This window comes from Paenibacillus sp. JT22N15, from assembly GCF_059383755.1.
This window is the reverse complement of the sequence record NZ_JBXENV010000003.1, coordinates 243075-260070: the sequence shown is the minus strand read 5'-3', so window position 1 is coordinate 260070 and position 16996 is coordinate 243075. Positions and strand designations below refer to the sequence as shown.

14 protein-coding genes are annotated in these 16996 nt (G+C 48.6%); all 14 read right to left on the bottom strand.

Annotation, left to right across the window (positions count from 1 at the left end; all coding sequences use genetic code 11):
- Positions 1–52 precede the first annotated feature (52 nt).
- A complete protein-coding gene (locus AC50X8_RS07270) occupies positions 53–2620 on the bottom strand; it encodes a WG repeat-containing protein (RefSeq protein WP_494879164.1) in 2568 nt (855 codons plus the stop codon).
- A gap of 235 nt (positions 2621–2855) precedes the next feature.
- The gene (locus AC50X8_RS07265) at positions 2856–3329 is read right to left on the bottom strand and encodes a ferritin-like domain-containing protein (RefSeq protein WP_056040568.1); all 474 of its coding nucleotides are present in this window, start codon (positions 3327–3329) and stop codon (positions 2856–2858) included.
- 73 nt (positions 3330–3402) lie between these two features.
- On the bottom strand, positions 3403–4377 hold the full coding sequence (locus tag AC50X8_RS07260; protein WP_494879325.1) for a helix-turn-helix transcriptional regulator: 975 nt from the start codon (positions 4375–4377) through the stop codon (positions 3403–3405).
- A gap of 19 nt (positions 4378–4396) precedes the next feature.
- Positions 4397–5302: an SDR family oxidoreductase gene (locus tag AC50X8_RS07255; protein WP_056040571.1), complete on the bottom strand. Its 906-nt coding sequence runs from the start codon at positions 5300–5302 to the stop codon at positions 4397–4399.
- A gap of 192 nt (positions 5303–5494) precedes the next feature.
- Positions 5495–6250 (bottom strand): Crp/Fnr family transcriptional regulator, encoded by a 756-nt coding sequence (locus AC50X8_RS07250; protein WP_056040573.1) that lies wholly within the window; start codon positions 6248–6250, stop codon positions 5495–5497.
- Between the two features lie 192 nt (positions 6251–6442).
- Positions 6443–6985 carry a DoxX family protein gene (locus AC50X8_RS07245; RefSeq protein ID WP_056040574.1) on the bottom strand — a complete coding sequence of 181 codons (543 nt, stop codon included), beginning with the start codon at positions 6983–6985 and terminating at the stop codon, positions 6443–6445.
- A gap of 250 nt (positions 6986–7235) precedes the next feature.
- Positions 7236–7778 carry a DoxX family membrane protein gene (locus AC50X8_RS07240; RefSeq protein WP_494879323.1) on the bottom strand — a complete coding sequence of 181 codons (543 nt, stop codon included), beginning with the start codon at positions 7776–7778 and terminating at the stop codon, positions 7236–7238.
- A gap of 279 nt (positions 7779–8057) precedes the next feature.
- Positions 8058–8987, bottom strand: a complete 930-nt coding sequence (locus AC50X8_RS07235) for a tyrosine-type recombinase/integrase (protein ID WP_056040580.1) — start codon at positions 8985–8987, stop codon at positions 8058–8060.
- Between the two features lie 170 nt (positions 8988–9157).
- The gene (locus AC50X8_RS07230; RefSeq protein ID WP_063892644.1) at positions 9158–10369 is read right to left on the bottom strand and encodes a Ger(x)C family spore germination protein; all 1212 of its coding nucleotides are present in this window, start codon (positions 10367–10369) and stop codon (positions 9158–9160) included.
- Positions 10359–11477 (bottom strand): spore germination protein, encoded by a 1119-nt coding sequence (locus AC50X8_RS07225; RefSeq protein ID WP_056040581.1) that lies wholly within the window; start codon positions 11475–11477, stop codon positions 10359–10361. The genes AC50X8_RS07230 and AC50X8_RS07225 overlap by 11 nt, the downstream gene beginning before the upstream one ends.
- A 4-nt stretch (positions 11478–11481) precedes the next feature.
- Positions 11482–12936 carry a spore germination protein gene (locus tag AC50X8_RS07220; protein WP_081419021.1) on the bottom strand — a complete coding sequence of 485 codons (1455 nt, stop codon included), beginning with the start codon at positions 12934–12936 and terminating at the stop codon, positions 11482–11484.
- A 429-nt stretch (positions 12937–13365) separates the two neighbouring features.
- Positions 13366–14571, bottom strand: a complete 1206-nt coding sequence (locus AC50X8_RS07215; protein WP_056040582.1) for a Bcr/CflA family multidrug efflux MFS transporter — start codon at positions 14569–14571, stop codon at positions 13366–13368.
- 59 nt (positions 14572–14630) lie between these two features.
- Positions 14631–16586 carry an ATP-dependent DNA helicase gene (locus tag AC50X8_RS07210; protein ID WP_494879163.1) on the bottom strand — a complete coding sequence of 652 codons (1956 nt, stop codon included), beginning with the start codon at positions 16584–16586 and terminating at the stop codon, positions 14631–14633.
- Positions 16587–16670: 84 nt separating this feature from the next.
- Positions 16671–16838, bottom strand: a complete 168-nt coding sequence (locus AC50X8_RS07205) for a cold-inducible protein YdjO-related protein (protein ID WP_231594233.1) — start codon at positions 16836–16838, stop codon at positions 16671–16673.
- Positions 16839–16996: the final 158 nt, after the last annotated feature.

Here is a 16996-nt window from a genome sequence, read left to right as displayed (position 1 = left end):
TTATAGCATGCTCTCCGCTTGCGCGACCATTATGCTATAAAAGCCGCTACTCTCAATGAAAGGACCGCCAAAAAGCGCCTTCTGTTGCAATAATGGTGCTTATTTGGGCATACGGAATGCGGAACGTCGGGAACCCGGCAGCAAACGGTGCAATATCATAAGGGTTAAAATAAAGATGCAGCGCATCCTCCGTCACATAAAAAGGCTGATCCGGCTTAATGCCCATATACGTGTCCGGGAACACATAGCTGTACTGAGGATCCGTCTTAATTTGCTCGCCAACGATATCACTAAGCACCTTTACATAGTTGCTGCCTGGCTGGAACAGATCCCTCAGCTCGTACATCGACCCGTCGATGACATTGATATGGCTGTAAATCATCGTCGGCATCCCATGAGCAGCACCGAACGGGAAATTGTAGCCGTTCAACTGCAAAACGAGCAGGTTTTTGTGGAACCAGGCGACGTCAAAATCGCCATCATACGAATACTCCAGCTGCACATTCGCCGGGACCCTCTTGACCTGCGACAGCTCCTCCAGCTTGCGGTTCACCTGCTGCTGTGCCGCTTGGTTGACCATACCCTCAACGCTTGGATAATACACCAAATAATCGACGTTCGGCTTATATTTATGTTCCTTGACACGCAGTGGAACCCGCAGCGGAATGATCGTGTTGCTTTGCCAAATAAGGCGACCGCTGCGCGTATAATAGGACTCCCGGTTATCGACTATCGCCTGCACAACGCCATCCATAATCGTTAATACGCCTCTTCCGGACAGGCGTGGATACCCCTGTGCAGGCTGCCCTTTTGTATTTATAAAATAGGTCTGTTTCCCGTCCGTAACGGAAGCCAGCCCATATTTATAATCCGCCACATCCGTGAAAAAATAGTCCGTCAGCAGTTTGCCGTCTTGATCTGCAATCGCATACAGCGAGCCGATATACGGCTGATCCGCATTTCTCGCCTTGCCCAGCGCCAGCCGCTGCTCGCCCAGCTGGCGAATATCATTATAGGCCGGCTGCACAACATAGCCGCCCCGCTTGTCAATGACGCCGTACAGCGCGCGAAAATCCTCCGCTGTATTCACAATCGCACGTCCATCCTGAAACGGCATGGCCGCTGTAAACGCCGGATAAATGACCGATTGGCCGCGCTCATTAATGTACCCGTATTTGCCGTTTTGCTCCGGCTGATAGGAAAGCAGCCCCTCTCCGAGCTGGCCTACATCATAAAACGGATATTCCGCAAGCTTGCGTCCACTTCGATCAATTAACGCAAAGGCCTGATCATGCAGCTTTACGACTGCTTTTCCTTTGGCAAAATCGCCAGCGCTTTCGAACTGTGCCGGAATAACCTCCGTCCCTTTACGGTCCAAATACCCATATTTGGAGCTGCTGTCTGCTTCATTCATGACGTAGAACATCGCCCGTTCATCTGCAAACGCAGAGATGTATGAATAGGCTTTAGTCGTCAGCACATTTCCCCGCTCATCGATGATTTTAAAGCCTGCGCTATCAATGATGACCGCACGTCCTTCCGTGAACGGGCCGATAAAATCATAAATCGGCCGTATACGGAAAGCGCCTGACATGTCAATTAGGCCGCTATTGTTGCCTAATTGAACAACTGCTAGCCCATTCGGCTGAAAAGCATCTGCACTGCTGAATTGCGGCGCTATGACGAAGCTGCCTTTTGCATCAATATAGCCCCATTTTGTCCCGCTCGTCGTCTTTACTGCTGCGGGAAGAAGTACCACTCTGCGCTCATTTTCCCTATCTTCCGCATCAAAGCCGTCAATATCGGCAGTTATACCTGCTGCTGGCCGTGCTGCCTCTATGCCCATCTCCCCTCGGCTGCTAGCCAATATGGCATGCTTTAATTGCTTCAGCACCTCAAGCGATGGATAAGGCTGGGGGAAGCTAAGCGCCTTGTGGACAGAGGCAAGCGCCGCCTGCAGCTGGCACGCTTTAAACTGCGCATCTGCCAGATGGAACCAATAAAAACCATAATCCGGATGCTCCGCTACCATTCGTTCGTAATAGTCGACAACTTTGCAAAAGTAATAGGGATACACATCTGGCGCTGGAACAAGCATCCCTTTCGACCAGCGCATGACGTGGACATCATAAGCTTCCCCCGTGTCATGTGCCCATAGCGCCAGCTCAGCTTGACCATCCCTTCCGTTCGGTCCTGGCATATCCTCCACATCCAAATAGCTGAAATTGATGCCATCCGGCAGCACGGGACAAAGCTTGAAATTGCTGTAGGCATACACAGACAGCGTGGACCATATCGCCCCAACCTGCCAGCCAATGATTAAATTACAGCATAAGCAGTTGGTTACAGGCGCGGCAGTCATCACTGTTACGCCGTACCCCATTCCTTTCACACAAGCGGCTACAACCCAGCCAAACTGACAATGCTGCAAAATCATAACAAAATATTCGTTATGCAAACGATACACCGCTGCTACTTCGGGGCAACCGTCCCCATTTAAATCTGCCACTACAACTGCGTAATGTGGCGACGGGCAACAAATTTCAGCAAGCTCCGCACCAATCGGCAAATGAGCGGCAGCCAATCGCACCCACTGCATGTCATCCGCGTTCATTTTCATCACACCCCACCCGTATACGACTGGAATTTATCCTTAACAAACTAAACATATGCAGGAAAAAAGAGAATATGATAGGAGGTTAAGAGAGGCTCCCTCGAAAAAGGTGACATATTATTTTTTATGTAAACAAAATACGTTTATTCGTTTTTCTTAAGTTAAGTAAATGAACTCCTTACAAAAAAATAAAGCCGGTACATTCTCCTATCAGGAGCAACCGGCTTTATTTTTTTCTAAACTAGCCATTCGTTCGATTTAATGTAATAAGATAATTGTATTTGCTTGCATGTTTCATCTCGTCTAAAATAATGCCAAAAACCGTGTCTTTATATACACCCACGGGCAAGCCGAACCAAATGTTGCGGTATTTTTCAACCGCAGCGAGCTCTCCTAATAAAGCCTCCTCTATTCCAGCAAGGTAGGAGCTCACCGGCTGATGGGCTTCATTGCTGACTCCGGTAATTTCCTGGCCAGTAAGTTGTCTATAAATCCCGCGAAACATTTGGTTGTGCCCACGCTCATCATTGCGAATGGACATAATGATCCCTGCCTGCTCGGCATTTGGCGCAAGCCTAATTAGCTCATCATAAAACAACTCGTCATTTCGTTCTCCTTGTACAGCTTCTTTGATTAACGTTAGCGCATGCTGTGGGGTTGTTGCCCATACTGGCATAAAAACCGTGTTTCTCCATTGATGGTTAACCCAATTCATCTATTAGCCTCCACAAATAAGGATCATTATTTAGATCAGCATATGAGTGTGCAGCCCATTTGTTTACAGTGGACTAATTGTCAGCATAATCCTCCAGATTATCTGCATAAAGCTTCGCCATTGCCTTTACCTCTTGAAGCAGCTTCTGGCGCAGCTCTGGCGGCTCTAGAGCTTCAACAGCTGAGCCGAATTTAAGCAAAATTTCGCATGCGGATTCCAGGGTATTAAACAGCACATCCGCCTCTAGCTCACCCTGACAAACAGCACCTGCTTTCGTAAGCGTTACATACCATTGCTGGCGAAATCGAGATAGGTCTGCTTCCTTCATGCGGATTTTCGCCGGATAACGCGGCAGCGCAGACTTGAACTCCGCAATGGATTGCTGCCAGTAGGAGGCTAAGTCGAACCGTTCTGGCCGATCGAACGTCTCCCCTTGCATAGCAGCTTCTTGCAGCCGAGAAATGCGATACGTGCGCATTCCTCCTTCCGTGTCCGCTACAAGGTACCAAGCATTATTTTTAGCCACGAGCCCGAGTGGCTGAACTAGCCGCTCAGCCTGCTCCGCTCCGCGAGAATATACAATGAGCAGCTGACGCTCCAGCCAAATCGCTTCTTGAATAAGCGGGAGCAGCGGAACCTGCTCGCTTGCTTCCCGCCAGCCTGCGCCGTCAATATGAATGCGCTGCCGCACCTTTTCCGCTTCCTCCTGATACATCGACGGAAAGGCGGCAATCAGCTTCTGAAAAGCAGCTTCAAAGTTATCGCTGATTCCTAGAGCTCCGACAATGCCAGTCGGCTGAGACAGAAGCAGCGACTGGATTTCTTCCTTCTTCATCCCGGTCAAATTCGTCCGGTAGCCTTCGGCAAGCATCCAGCCGCCATTCGTCCCCCGCTCGGCCACGATAGGAATGCCTGCAGCGCTTAACGCCTCCATGTCGCGGTGGATCGTCCTCCCTGATACTTCAAGCTTGTCCGCAAGCTCCTGCGACGTCATTCTGCCGCGATTTTGCAGCAGCAGCAATATTGCAATCAATCGATCTGCCCGCAGTTGATTTCCCTCCTGATGTTTATGTCTTTTCGCTGTCGCCCGCTTCCGAGCTTGCATCCGTTCCAATAGTAGCCGCATAGTTTCCCCAATGCGGGCGGCTGCCATCTTCATCGTCAAACCTATATTGTTCCGAAAGCCCCCAAGTGCTCAGCGCTTTCCCTGTTTTGAGGTGTACTTCTGGATCAGCTGCGAGCGCAGCAACTGCTCCGCCAATGTAGGCAGGTGTTTCAGACATGAGAAAATGCGGCTCCTGCGCGGCTGCATCCCGCCAATTCTCCTTCGTCACGCCAAAATGGTCCAGCATCGCTTCCGAACGCAGAAAACCTGGCGTTAATGCTACAGCCGTTACTCCAAAAGGGCGCAAATCCTCCGCCATCGCTTTAGCCAAATGGATAACCGACGTTTTTGCCAAGCTATAATACAAATTGCCCCGATACTCGTTGTCTACTCCATCTGTAATTTCAATAATAAGCCCTTGTTTTCTTGCGGTCATAAGCGGCGCTCCATAATAACTTGTAATCATATGAGAAAAAACAGCACGCTGCTGCATAAGCAGGCCATCCTCCAGCGAATGCTCCCAAAACGGCTTGCCCCACTCAGTTAATGGATCACCGCCCCACACATCATTCACAAGCAGGTCTAGCTGTCCATTCTGCTCAGCTTTAACCCGCTCGAACAATGCCCGAACCTCCGACTCCACCGTATGGTCTACGCGCACAGCAATGCCTATACCCCCAGCTGCGGCAACGAGCTCCGCCGTTTCGTCAATGGTTTCCTGCCTGTTCATATTCGACAAGCCGCCTCGCACACTGCGCCCTGTACAATAGACGGTTGCCCCCGCTTTCCCCAAACCAATTGCAATTCCTCTTCCCGCTCCTCTTGTCGCTCCCGCTACAACAGCAACTTTTCCGGCTAATGGTTTCATTACCAGCCACGCTCCCTTTTCATTGCTTCTTCTAATCTCTCCCATTATATCGTTCGCTAGATGACAACTACTGTCATATATCTCAAACGATTTGGGCTGCAAGCTTAGAAATCAAAGGGCAAAACAAAATCGCTAATGAAGCCTGCGAGCCGCTTCCCCCCGCACCACCATTAGCGATTGCCTTACGTTATTTTACAGACGGCAAACACCCTTCGCACAGGTCGGTGCCGTCGGACATTCACAGTGATGACGAAGCTCATCCAGCTTGAGGATAATAATTTCGCCACGGACGACCTTGATTACCTCTTCATCCTTAAGCGCGGCAAGCATCCGATTGACACTTTCACGCGTCGCTCCAATCAGCTCAGCAAGCTCATTGTTAGTCAGCCGAATATCGAGATGCAGCCCTTCTGGACGCAGCACCCCATACATATTGCTTAGCCGGATCAGCGTCGAAGCGAGCGCCCCGAGTTTGCCGAACTGCGTCAAATCACGCAGCTTTGATTGGCTAATTTGCTGCATGATTCCTAGCCACTTGGCGAAACTGACCGCCATGCTCCCATTTGTATTTAGCAGCAGCTCCAATTCGTCTGAAGCGATAAGCCCAACAACCACTTCTTCTGTGGCCTCTGCGCTCATGCCATGCAAAAGCTCACCTTCACCGCCATATTCACCGAGAAAGTCGCCATGCCCGGCAAAAGACAGCGTCAAGCTTTTGCCATCCGCCATCATTCGGGTCAGCTTAATTCTTCCTGAAACAATCAAATAATGGTAGCTCGCTGCATCGCCTTCCCAAAATAAATGATTGCCCGACTCATAACGGTGCATGCTCATCCGCTCGGTTAAACGTTCCAAATCAGCTGGGGTGAAAAAGGCCGCAATGCCTTCTCCTTGTGCAATGGCAGGGCGAGCAAAGCTGCCTCGTTCGTTGGAGCTATTTGCGCTCATCTGGCTCATCCCCCTCCCGTTTTGTACATCATACCAATATATGACGTCTTTGTGCATACAAAAGAGGAATAAAATTGTTAAAATCCGTAATTATCACGCAAAAAAAGCTGCATCGCAGCCATCAGCGGTTCGTGGAGAACCTTGACTTGTACGATGCAGCCTTCATTTATTTAATTGTGCCCGGGCTCAGTGTCATCTTGCCGAGGGCTTCAACCCGGTGCTTTCGCCGTCATTTTTGTGATGAACAAGACGTTGATACCATTTGCGCAACAGTGGCAGCACGTAGTAGTCAAGACCATATTTGCCAGCATTTGCGCCACCTACGATGATGAAAACACCCAGCAGCACCATCCATGGGTTAACCGATATTGTTCCAGCGAACATGAACATAAAGTTCATCAGAAGTCCGAAAAATACTGCTGTAGTCGTAAGTGCACCAACGATGAGACCTAAACCTACTAAAAATTCGCCAAGCGGGATTAAAAAATTGAACAGCTTTGCATTAGGCAGTGCGAAATGCTCAATGAATGCGGTATACGTCGGGTAGACGGGGAGCCCTGTCGCCTTGTCAGCCACCGGGTTCTGAACAGCATTATTCAAAAATCCTGCCGTATCAAAGCCCCCGCCTGTCAGCTTGCCCCAGCCCGATTCCAGCCAGTGGTACCCGACATATAGTCTAAGCAGTAAAAGCACACCTGCTGCAATTCGATTTTCTCTCAGCCATTTGTATAACATGACCACTCACTCCTTATGTGTTTATGTGTTGTTTGTTTCTGTCTTTATCATAAGGGATCGTAGAACATTAATATGTGATTTTTTTCACAATAGACAAAAAGATTGGCTGATTTCGTCTATTTGTGTCGTATATTTGAACGCATGCACGCAGCTGTTCGACCATTGCGCTGCGCCACCTTTAATCTAGAGTCTGATATTGCTTATTATGTAAGTGGCGCAGAGCAACTGGCTGAAATAAAGAGATAACCTTCTAGCCAGCTGTCGGCTTAAATGGATTGTCTCCGCCGTTCCGGCTTTTGCCAGCGATACGTTGAAACCTCGTTTTCATGTAGGGCAGCAGGTAATAATCCAGCCCGAACTTGCCAGCATTAGCTCCTCCGATTAGAATAATGCCGCCCAGCAGCACCATCCAAGGATTCGTGGATATAGAGCCTGCTAATAAAAACATGAAATTCATGAGCAATCCGAACAAAACAGCCGTCGTGGTGAAAGCTCCTAAAATAAGGCCCAGCCCTACGAGAAATTCACCAATGGGAATGATGAGATTAAATAGATCAGCGTTGGGCAAAGCAAAATGCTCCAAAAAACCCGTGTACACCGGATAAACAAGCAAGCCTGTCGCTTTATCCGTGATCGGATTTTCGACGGCATTCGCCATAAAGCCCGCCGAGCTAAAACCTTCTCCAGTCAGCTTGCCCCAACCGGCCGAAAGCCACTTCACCCCAATATACAAGCGAAGTAATACGAAAAAAGCTGCCGCCATTCGGCTCTCCTTCATCCATGTTAGTACCATCATGATTAACCTCCTTTCGTCTAATTTTGTCGAACAATTTCATTATATAGGAAATTATGAATAATGTAAGTATTTATATTAAATACTAAACAAGTTGAGCTTTATTTACTCTTAAGTAAATTTGAGGATATTATCCTAAGTTACCGTAACTTTAATTATGTAAACTTATTTAATGAAAAAAAACAGGCTATGCGCTGCTCGCTTTCTAATGACATCCCTTTCATAAAAAAACGCTGCATCAGAGATGCAACGCTTCCTTTCCCCTGCTAGACTGAACGGCTAGGCTTTTCTGCTGCCAACCTTCATTTTGCCCGCAATATTATTCATCGCATTTTGCAGCTGTTTATTGTCTATATGCGTATAAATTTGCGTTGTCGCTATACTCGCATGGCCCATAAGCTCCTGCAGTGTACGAATGTCCGTACCGCTGCGAATTTGCAGCGTAGCAAAGGAATGCCGCAGCTTATGGCTGGAAATTTTTTTGCCCGCAAGCTCTGGCAGCCTTTCCTTCATCAGCCCAATCGTCTCATCCGCGACGGTCTGAATCATGCGGATGGACAGCCGCCTGCCGAATTGCGAGACGAACATGGCCTGCTCCTTCAATTGCCCCGGCGCCTTTCGCGTCTCCATCGCCCGGCGCAGCACCTCCTGAAGCGGTGCCGGCAGCGGAACGACCCGCCATTTCCGTCCTTTTCCGAGAATATGAAGCGAGCCGTCGGAATGAAAATGCTGCAAGTTCAGACGATGAACCTCGCCTACCCGCAGTCCCGCATAACACATGAGCAGCATAATCGCGAGATTTCGCTCGTAATATTTTCCACCAATCGCAGAAACAAGCTGCTCCAGCTCCTCCTCCTCCAGGTAGACAGGAATGCGTCCCTTCTCTTGCTTTGACTTGGCAATAAGCGCAGCCGGATTAACGCTGAGAGCCTCAAGCTCGATCAGCGCTTTATAAAAGGAACGCAAGGAGGATAGCTTGCGGTTGCGCGCTTCATCCCCTGCTCCTTTTTCACGGCAAGCCGACATAAATCGCACCATATCCAATTTCCCCACCTGATCCAGCGCCTTCGGATGTACCATATGTAAAAAATGCTGAGTGTCACTCAAATAGGCCCGCTGGGTCGCCGCCGTCATCCCTTTATTTTTCATCCAGATGGAGAACAGCTCCAGCTCCTGCGTATACGTATCGATAATTTCATGCTGCCACATGCTGCTTGCTACCTCCAGCTCCTCAAATTCTAACTTTTCCAGCTAAAATTTGATATATTCCTTATCATAGCTGATAAATATAATGCGCGTAAAGGGAAACTGCGTGAAATATGTATTTCACGCAGTTTTTTCAGCTCTAAAATAGGTTCCAAATGCCGCTTAATCCGGCACTAACGCGTAATTTTAGCCCCATATTCGGTAATTTCCATGTCGATGCTGACTGTAATCGGAATATCAGGAAACAGCTCTTCCCATCGGTCTTTTATTTTCTCCCACTTGCGCGGATGCTGAATACTGAACTGCTTGCCGAAGCCAAGCACATCCGTTCCATATTGCTTCTGCAGCTTTTTCAGAGCCATATTGGTCAGTCTCCGTACTTCCTTCTGGCTGCCTACTTCCGCCTGTTTTTTAAATGCAGGATCAATCGGTTCATTATTGTTCAACCATTCTTCGATCAGCCGTCCCTTCGACTTAATGCTCACATGGAAGGAAATTTGATCACCTGCTACTTTGGCGTCAATTTTGCTTTTCATGCTTTTCACCTCATAGACAATCGGCTGATGGTTGTCCTCATGATAGCTTTTGACCAAGCCACCCACTCCTTTTCCAGTCAGCCATACGCAGCCAATCGTTTCTTCTTCATTTAGTAGCCCTTGCAATTTTTGCGTTTTGCCTTTAATAACGGCCCCGCCGGAAAATTTGACCTCTCCATCTGCGGCAATGACATTTTGCAGCAAATAGCTTTGCTCACCATATATTTTTCCCTCCAGCTTCGATAACGTCATCGGCTCTAAAATTTTTAAGGAGCGGTAACGGTTGTCCACTAGTCCCGAAAGCCGAAAGGACGGAATAATAGAGTTGTCTTTCGCAATCAATGTGCTGCGTGCGCTCCCTTTGCTAATCAGAACGAGACAACTCGGCCGAATTTCATTGTCACGCAGGAAAAAATCGAGCAGCTCATTCATGCTGTATTTCCGCGAAAGCTTCTCATTAATAACAATGACCTTCATATGTTGGCCAATGACTGGACGTTCCATTCGCGCCGAAAACTCGCGAATGAGCTGAAACATGGAATCCCCGGTTTCGGAAATATTAAAATATGGCTTCGCTGAGACTGGCGCCTGTCCGCCACTATGCTGGCTTTCAGATTGCACATTAATAATCTGCAGGGTATAACTTAGAAGCTTGCGCTTGCGATAGTCGTCTCCTTCCTTACGAAATGTTTTTTCCAGTTTCGTTTCACTCGCCGGATCCAGGCTCATGCCGACATAGATGCTTTGATCCTCGATCTCATCCTTGCTCCAGCAGCCCGTCTGCAAGGGCAGAACGACCGCACATAAAACGATAAAGAGCGAGCGCTTGGCTTTATGTCTAATTCGCATGCTTGCTCGCCCTCCATTTCGTCACAATCAATAAAACAATCGGAATAACCCCAAACAAATACAATGCCACTTTTCCAATCCAGTCCCCAAGCGTAAACACATCGTCTAATTTTTTCGGGACAGCAACGAAAATATAAACGAATGGGAGCAGACCATACAGACAGGTTTTTATTTTGCGCTTGTATAGCTGGGAAATGCCCAACGCTGAAAAATAAAAGGCGGTTGTGAAGCTGGAGAAAATTTGCATAATCCAAATAATCAACAGCAAAAATTCGAATCTTTCAAAAATCAAGCCCGACAATTCGAAGCTTCTGGCCATATCAAGTGTAGGCCAGTTTTTCGTTAAGGTGCCATCAACGGACAATGCCCCAATGACCATAAAGACGGTCACAATATAAATAACGAGCGGAATGGCTATCCCTGCGGTCACCGCTTTAATGTTTTTTTGGGGATTTTTCATATAGGCTGTCAAGAAGATAATGACCTCAAAGCCTGTAAAGGCGAGCGAGGTCGTCTGAATCCCTTTTAGAACGGGCCAGATGCCTTGCCCCAATAGCGGACGCAAATTATTTAAATCAAATATAGTAAACCCCATTAACGTTACCAGTAAGTAGATGAAAATCGTCAGTGGCAAAATCAGCTCAAACAGCCGGGCAATGGCACCGAGTCCGCCCAGCATCAAATACAGCCCCACCCACAAAAATACGGAAGTAATCGCCCATTGCGGTGTTCCCTCTAATAATATAAAGCTGGAAACCTCGGCTAAAGAACGCACTTGAAAAGCGGCAGTCGCGGCAAAATATAAGATCATCACTGGACCTAGCAAATGCCCCAGCCACGAACCTATAATTTTTCGACTGTATTCATAAAAGGTTTGACCGGGATAGGCTTGCGATAAAAGCGCCATAATGACCCCCACCACAATGGCTACAAGCCCGCCCAATAAGACCGATATCCAAGCGTCCGGCGTGCCAACCTTTTCCGCTGATACCCGGGGAAGCGATAATATGCCAGAGCCCAGCATGAAGTTAGAAATCATAACCGCGACCTGGATGGTCGTGAGTTTTTCCTGGGGAAGGCCGCCTATAGCCTGTTGGTTCCCGCTCATTGGCTCACCTTTTTCTAGTAGAATCCTGCGGATAAAGCAGCTTTGGCCTCCGCTTCATCATCCGCAGCGGCGCGCGCATAAGAAAATCCTTCCATTCCCCTAACCGGTATGGAGCTGCCGGGCTGGCATAAGGGACGCCAAAGCTTTGCAGCCTCGAAATATGAGCGCCTAACAGCAGAGCATACAAGATAACGCCATACATGCCGAAGGCGGCTGCACAAAACATCGCGGGAAAGCGCAGCATACGTATAGAAATGCCGGCACTATATTGCGGTATCGAAAACGAGCAGATCGCGGTCAGTGCCACGACGATAACGAGAATCGGGCTGACAATTCCCGCCTGAACAGCCGCTTCCCCAATAATGAGACCGCCTACGATTCCCATCGCCGGACCAATCGGTTTCGGCAGACGAAGGCCCGCTTCCCGCAAAATTTCAATCGCAATTTCCATCATTAATGCTTCTACCAAAGAAGAAAAAGGTACACCTACTCTCGTAGCAATGATGGAAATGACCAGTTTAGTTGGAATTAAGCCAGGGTGAAAGGAGATGAAGGAAATATAAGTAGCCGGAACAAACAAGGCCATTATTGCGGCGAAAAAGCGCATAATCCTTAGCAGCGTGCCGGCAAGCCAGCGCTCATAATAATCCTCTGGCGACTGCAGCAGCATGCTGAAGGTTACAGGTGCGATTAGAGCAAATGGCGTACCATCAAGCAAAATGGCCACCTTCCCTTCCATTAGAGCTGCCGTCACTCTATCTGGCCTTTCCGTGTTTTGAATTTGCGGAAAGGGGCTTAAATAGTTATCCTCAATTAGCTGCTCAATATAGCCCGACTCCAGCACGTTGTCGATGCGGATTTTAGATACCCGCCGGCGCACCTCCTCCACTAGATCAGGATCCGCGATTCCTTTCATATAGCCGATATACAGATCCTTCTTCGCCCGCTCGCCAACCTGGAGCTTTAGCAAACACAAGTCCTTATTTTCACCCTGTTTGCGCAGCAAAGCGATATTGTCGGATAAATTTTCATTAAATCCCGCTCTTGGCCCGCGAACCAATGCTTCCGAAATAGGCTCTTCAATGCTGCGGCTTTTGCCCGCGAGCGCGTAGATTAATGTAATTTCTTTTATCCCATCAATTATTAAGGCCGTATAACCTGTAAGCACTTTGGAAAGCATCTCTTCCTGCGTTTCCACTTCCATAATTTCGCTTGTAGATAACAGCGTATTTTGAATAAGCTCCTTCGAAATCGGTCGATCATCAAACGAATAGGACATTAACGCTTGTAACACATGAAAATCAATTTGCTCCCTGTCCGTCAGCCCATCACAATACACAATTGCCGCTTTGATCTCTGTCTGCCCCAGTTCAAATTGCCGTATGCTGACATCTCCGTATTCCTTTATCTGTTCTCTTATAACCTCTAAACGGCTTTCAATGCTGTTTTCCCTATTCATGACTCAATTCCTTTCCGACTCAGCCCATTTGAATACGACCGAGAGTATGACCGGAACGATTAGCACTGCCAGTGCCTGAAGGAAGACGGGGTATTCCGGTATATAGGCTAGAAATGTCTTCACTTTGCACCGCCATCCCTTTGTTTTGCGCTTGATTGAATAAAGTGTATGTTTTCCTGATTTCCCTGTTTTTAACCACTAACTTTGAAAAACAAGGTGAAACGGCTGGCGCCGTCCTCTGGCGGCGCGGCGCGTTTCAGTCCGAGAAATATAAGTAAGCATATGCTTTCTTATATTTCAAAAAAAAAGTACCCACAGTCCGACCACTTTTTTTCAAAGTGTCTGACTATAGGTACCTAATGATTAAGGCTTGCTTTATTTCATTGTTGCTTGCTAATCTAGCTTCACTCGTACGTTTGCAACTCTAGCTTATTTTCCAGAAGCACGCTGCTTAGAGCGGACGAGGCCGAAATAAGCAACCATCCCGAGCATGCTGGCGGTAAAAATAATGACGCCCATCGGGACAGCTGTTTCCTCTCCGGCAATGCCAACGAGCGGAGCCGCTACAGCACCAAGCACAAAAGGCAGCAAGCCAAGCAAAGCCGAGGCACTGCCGGCAATATGGGCTTGGTTTTCCATAGCCAGCGAAAACGAAGCGGTAGCGGTAATACCGATTGAGCATACAAAGAAAAATAAAGGAACGACTAGCGACCACAGCGGCCCCTCCACAAGCACCGCAATCAGCAATGAAACGCTGGATGCCGCGGAGAGCAGCAGCCCGAGCAGCAAAAATTGCTGCTCCGTCCATTTATGGCTGAGGCGCCCGACGATCTGCGAGCCCAAAATAAGGCTGAGTCCGTTGGTGCCGAACAAAAAGGCAAATACTTGCGGCGAGGTGCCGTAAATATGCTGATAAATAAACGGTGTGCCTGAGACATAAGCAAAAATACCGCCGATCATCAGACCTTGCGTCAACGCATAACCGGTGAACTCGCGATCTTTAAGCAACTGCCCGAAATTACGCAGCAGCTCACCGAAATTGCTCGAAATTCGCTTTTCGCGCGGCAGTGTTTCCTCCAGCTGCCACGTTGCAATAAGCGCCAGAGCAAGGCCTATCGCCCCGAGTACGATAAACACGCCGATCCAAGTGGTGAAGGATATAATTCCGCTTCCCGCAACAGGTGCCAGTAAAGGCATAACATTGTTAACCAGCATAATAAGTGCAAAATATTTGGTCAGCTCATGACCGCTATATAGATCACGGACAATAGCCCTTGAAATAACGATGCCTGCTGAGGCTGCAAAGCCTTGTATAAAACGGGCAACGATAAACAAAGTAATATTCGGTGCCAGCGCACAGGCCAGCGAAGCAATTAAATAAACGACCAAGGACAGCAGCAGCGGCTTGCGCCGGCCATGAACGTCACTCATCGGTCCCATGACGAGCTGCCCGAGGCCAAGGCCGATTAAACAGGCGGTTAAGCTCAATTGCACAAGTGAAGCCTTCGTACCAAAATCCTCAGCTATTTGTGGAAACGAAGGCAAATACATATCAATCGTCAGCGGGCCCAGAGCCGAGAAAGAACCGAGCAGCAAGGCCAGCCTGAGCCGGTTACGATTCTGATTCATTTTCATTTGAAGCTTAATTCCTCTCTGGTGTCGTATGAAAATAAACTTGTTATAATTTTATACCATTATAGAGCCAGCAGCTTAACCCCTTTGGGCATTATGGCGCTAATACGCTCTTTAACAGCAGGCTGGCGCATTTCCTCGCCAAAAATGACTACCGTTCCTTCATCGCTGCTCGTGCGAATCAAACGTCCCATGCCTTGTCTTAACCTCAGCAGCATATAAGGCATATCCACTTCCTCGAAAGGCAGCTGGGCATCGGCGCGTCTTGCAGCAAACACCGGATCATTCGGCGGGAATGGCAGCGACCATACAATGACCTGCGATAAAGAAGGCCCCGGTATGTCCAGTCCCTCCCACAGCGTCACCGCGCACAGCACGCTGGTCTCATCGGCTTGGAATGCCCCAATCAAATGGCTAATCTCCGACGTTCCTTCATAAAGGAAACGTCTTTGCTGTGCAAGCGGCTCATCATTCATCGCCTGCTTGAAGCGCGCAAGCTCCTCACGAGAAGGGAACAAAATGAGCGTGCCGCCCTTCGCTTCCCCAAGCAGCTTTACCGTTGCCTGCATTTGGTTCGCGAATTCATCCAAAGCTTCCGACTCGGATGCAAGCACCCGCATTTTATGCTCATAATCATAAGGCGAAGCAACGGAGAACGACTCAGCCTGCTTAATGCCCAGGCTGTCCATCGTATATTCGAAGGAGCCGTCTACCGACAGCGTAGCCGATGAGAAGACGATTGGCATTTTGCGAGAGAACACATGCTCCTCCAGCACTTCCTTCACCATCTTAGGCATAATGACAAGAGAAATGCCCGACTTGTCCTCCATCACCCAGCTAATCGGCTTTTCGGGTTTGCGGAACAGCGAAAGGGCATATTGAATCATCTCCAAATGCTCCTCGACGATTTTGAGCTGATATTCATCAAGCGTGAACAAGCCGCTTTCGAACACAAGCTCCTCCTCGATGAGATCAAGCAGCTGATGCAGCCGGTTTACTTCCTGTATAAGCGTGTTGTCCCACAGCAGCTCGCGGCGATCTGATGCTGCGACAGCACGGCTGCTTTGCTGGATACGCTCAAAAAGCTGCTCGCTTTGCACAATTGCATCCTCAATGGCCAGCGCCAGCGATTCGCGGATTTCCCCTTCCAGCAATCGCGTAATAATGCTCTCAAATACCGCATGGTTGAGCTTATACGTTAGCGCCTGCTGCGCCGCCGTTTCGAGCAAATGCCCTTCGTCGAATACAACTGAGCTATGCTCCGGCAGCAAGGGAAGTTGTCCCTCGCGTTTGCGTGCTTCATAGGTCCATACATGCTCCATATAAAAGTCATGCGAGCAAATAATTAAATCCGTTGATTTGCGGTAATGATCGCGTGACAGCGTTTGTCCGCAGCGATGTCTGCGGCTGCATACCATGCAGTCCTGAAAGACGTCCCAACCGACATGGTCCCAAACTTCATCGCTGAGCTCCGGATAATCCCGGCGGTTGCCATAAGGATAAAAGCTTTGCATCGTTTCTGGCTTATGAACAAAATCCGGCAAGCTGCGATAAATGTCGTCAAAATGCTCTGCGCCCTCTAATTGAGCGTCGCCCCTTGCATCATCCAGCTTGTTCAAGCAGACATACTGATCAGGCGATCTTCCCAATCTGCTGTCGATGGTCAGTCCTAAATGGCGGGACAGCTTGGCAATATCGCCTTCCGGCTTTACCAGCTGCTCAATGAGCGATTCATCAGCGCAGGCAATAATAGCCGGCTTGCGAGTATAACGCGCGTAGCTAATGGCATAAAGCAAATAAACGAAAGTTTTGCCTGTGCCGACGCCTGCCTCAGCGAAAATCGTCTGCTTGTCCGCATAAGCTCGTTCCAGCTGAAATGCCATATAAATTTGCTCATCTCGCAGCTCAAGCCCGGCTTCGGGAAGCTTCTCGTAAAAAACATCCGCGATCCAGTCGCTTGCCTGCTGCATATAAGGCTGCGACGGGTCAAAATCAAACGGATAATGGTGTTGTGTCATGCTTAGCAGCGCCTCCAAATAGACGCCCGAACGGCTGCGCTAAAATCACGCAGCCGTTCGGGCGGTTTTTTTTTCAAATTGAAATTAAAAGTCAGATTTCGGTTTTCTAGGCTGCGGCTTTGGCTTGTTCTGCACGGCTGGCAAATGCTTCATGCTTCGTAGCATCGGTCCTTTGCATATCGGGCAGGTTTGCTCTGCCGAGGCGAATTCATCTCTTACCCACGCTTTGCATTCGGGGTTTTTACATTTCAAAATTTTGGTAGGTAATAATTTCGGTTTCGTAATGTCTTCGCTCGTAGCCAATATATTTTACATCCCTTTCATTTACACGTTCAGGCAATCTGACATAATATATCACTTCTTGGCCGCATACGTCAAGGCTCCCAAACCCGCCAGCCCCCTCTAGCTGG

Bases quoted from the DNA above. Each gene is read 5' to 3' on its own strand.
- AC50X8_RS07270 (WP_494879164.1), bottom strand. From the start codon at position 2,620: ATGAAAATGAACGCGGATGACATGCAGTGGGTGCGATTGGCTGCCGCT.
- AC50X8_RS07265 (WP_056040568.1), bottom strand. From the start codon at position 3,329: ATGAATTGGGTTAACCATCAATGGAGAAACACGGTTTTTATGCCAGTA.
- AC50X8_RS07255 (WP_056040571.1), bottom strand. From the start codon at position 5,302: ATGAAACCATTAGCCGGAAAAGTTGCTGTTGTAGCGGGAGCGACAAGA.
- AC50X8_RS07250 (WP_056040573.1), bottom strand. From the start codon at position 6,250: ATGAGCGCAAATAGCTCCAACGAACGAGGCAGCTTTGCTCGCCCTGCC.
- AC50X8_RS07245 (WP_056040574.1), bottom strand. From the start codon at position 6,985: ATGTTATACAAATGGCTGAGAGAAAATCGAATTGCAGCAGGTGTGCTT.
- AC50X8_RS07240 (WP_494879323.1), bottom strand. From the start codon at position 7,778: ATGGTACTAACATGGATGAAGGAGAGCCGAATGGCGGCAGCTTTTTTC.
- AC50X8_RS07235 (WP_056040580.1), bottom strand. From the start codon at position 8,987: ATGTGGCAGCATGAAATTATCGATACGTATACGCAGGAGCTGGAGCTG.
- AC50X8_RS07230 (WP_063892644.1), bottom strand. From the start codon at position 10,369: ATGCGAATTAGACATAAAGCCAAGCGCTCGCTCTTTATCGTTTTATGT.
- AC50X8_RS07225 (WP_056040581.1), bottom strand. From the start codon at position 11,477: ATGAGCGGGAACCAACAGGCTATAGGCGGCCTTCCCCAGGAAAAACTC.
- AC50X8_RS07220 (WP_081419021.1), bottom strand. From the start codon at position 12,936: ATGAATAGGGAAAACAGCATTGAAAGCCGTTTAGAGGTTATAAGAGAA.
- AC50X8_RS07215 (WP_056040582.1), bottom strand. From the start codon at position 14,571: ATGAAAATGAATCAGAATCGTAACCGGCTCAGGCTGGCCTTGCTGCTC.
- AC50X8_RS07210 (WP_494879163.1), bottom strand. From the start codon at position 16,586: ATGACACAACACCATTATCCGTTTGATTTTGACCCGTCGCAGCCTTAT.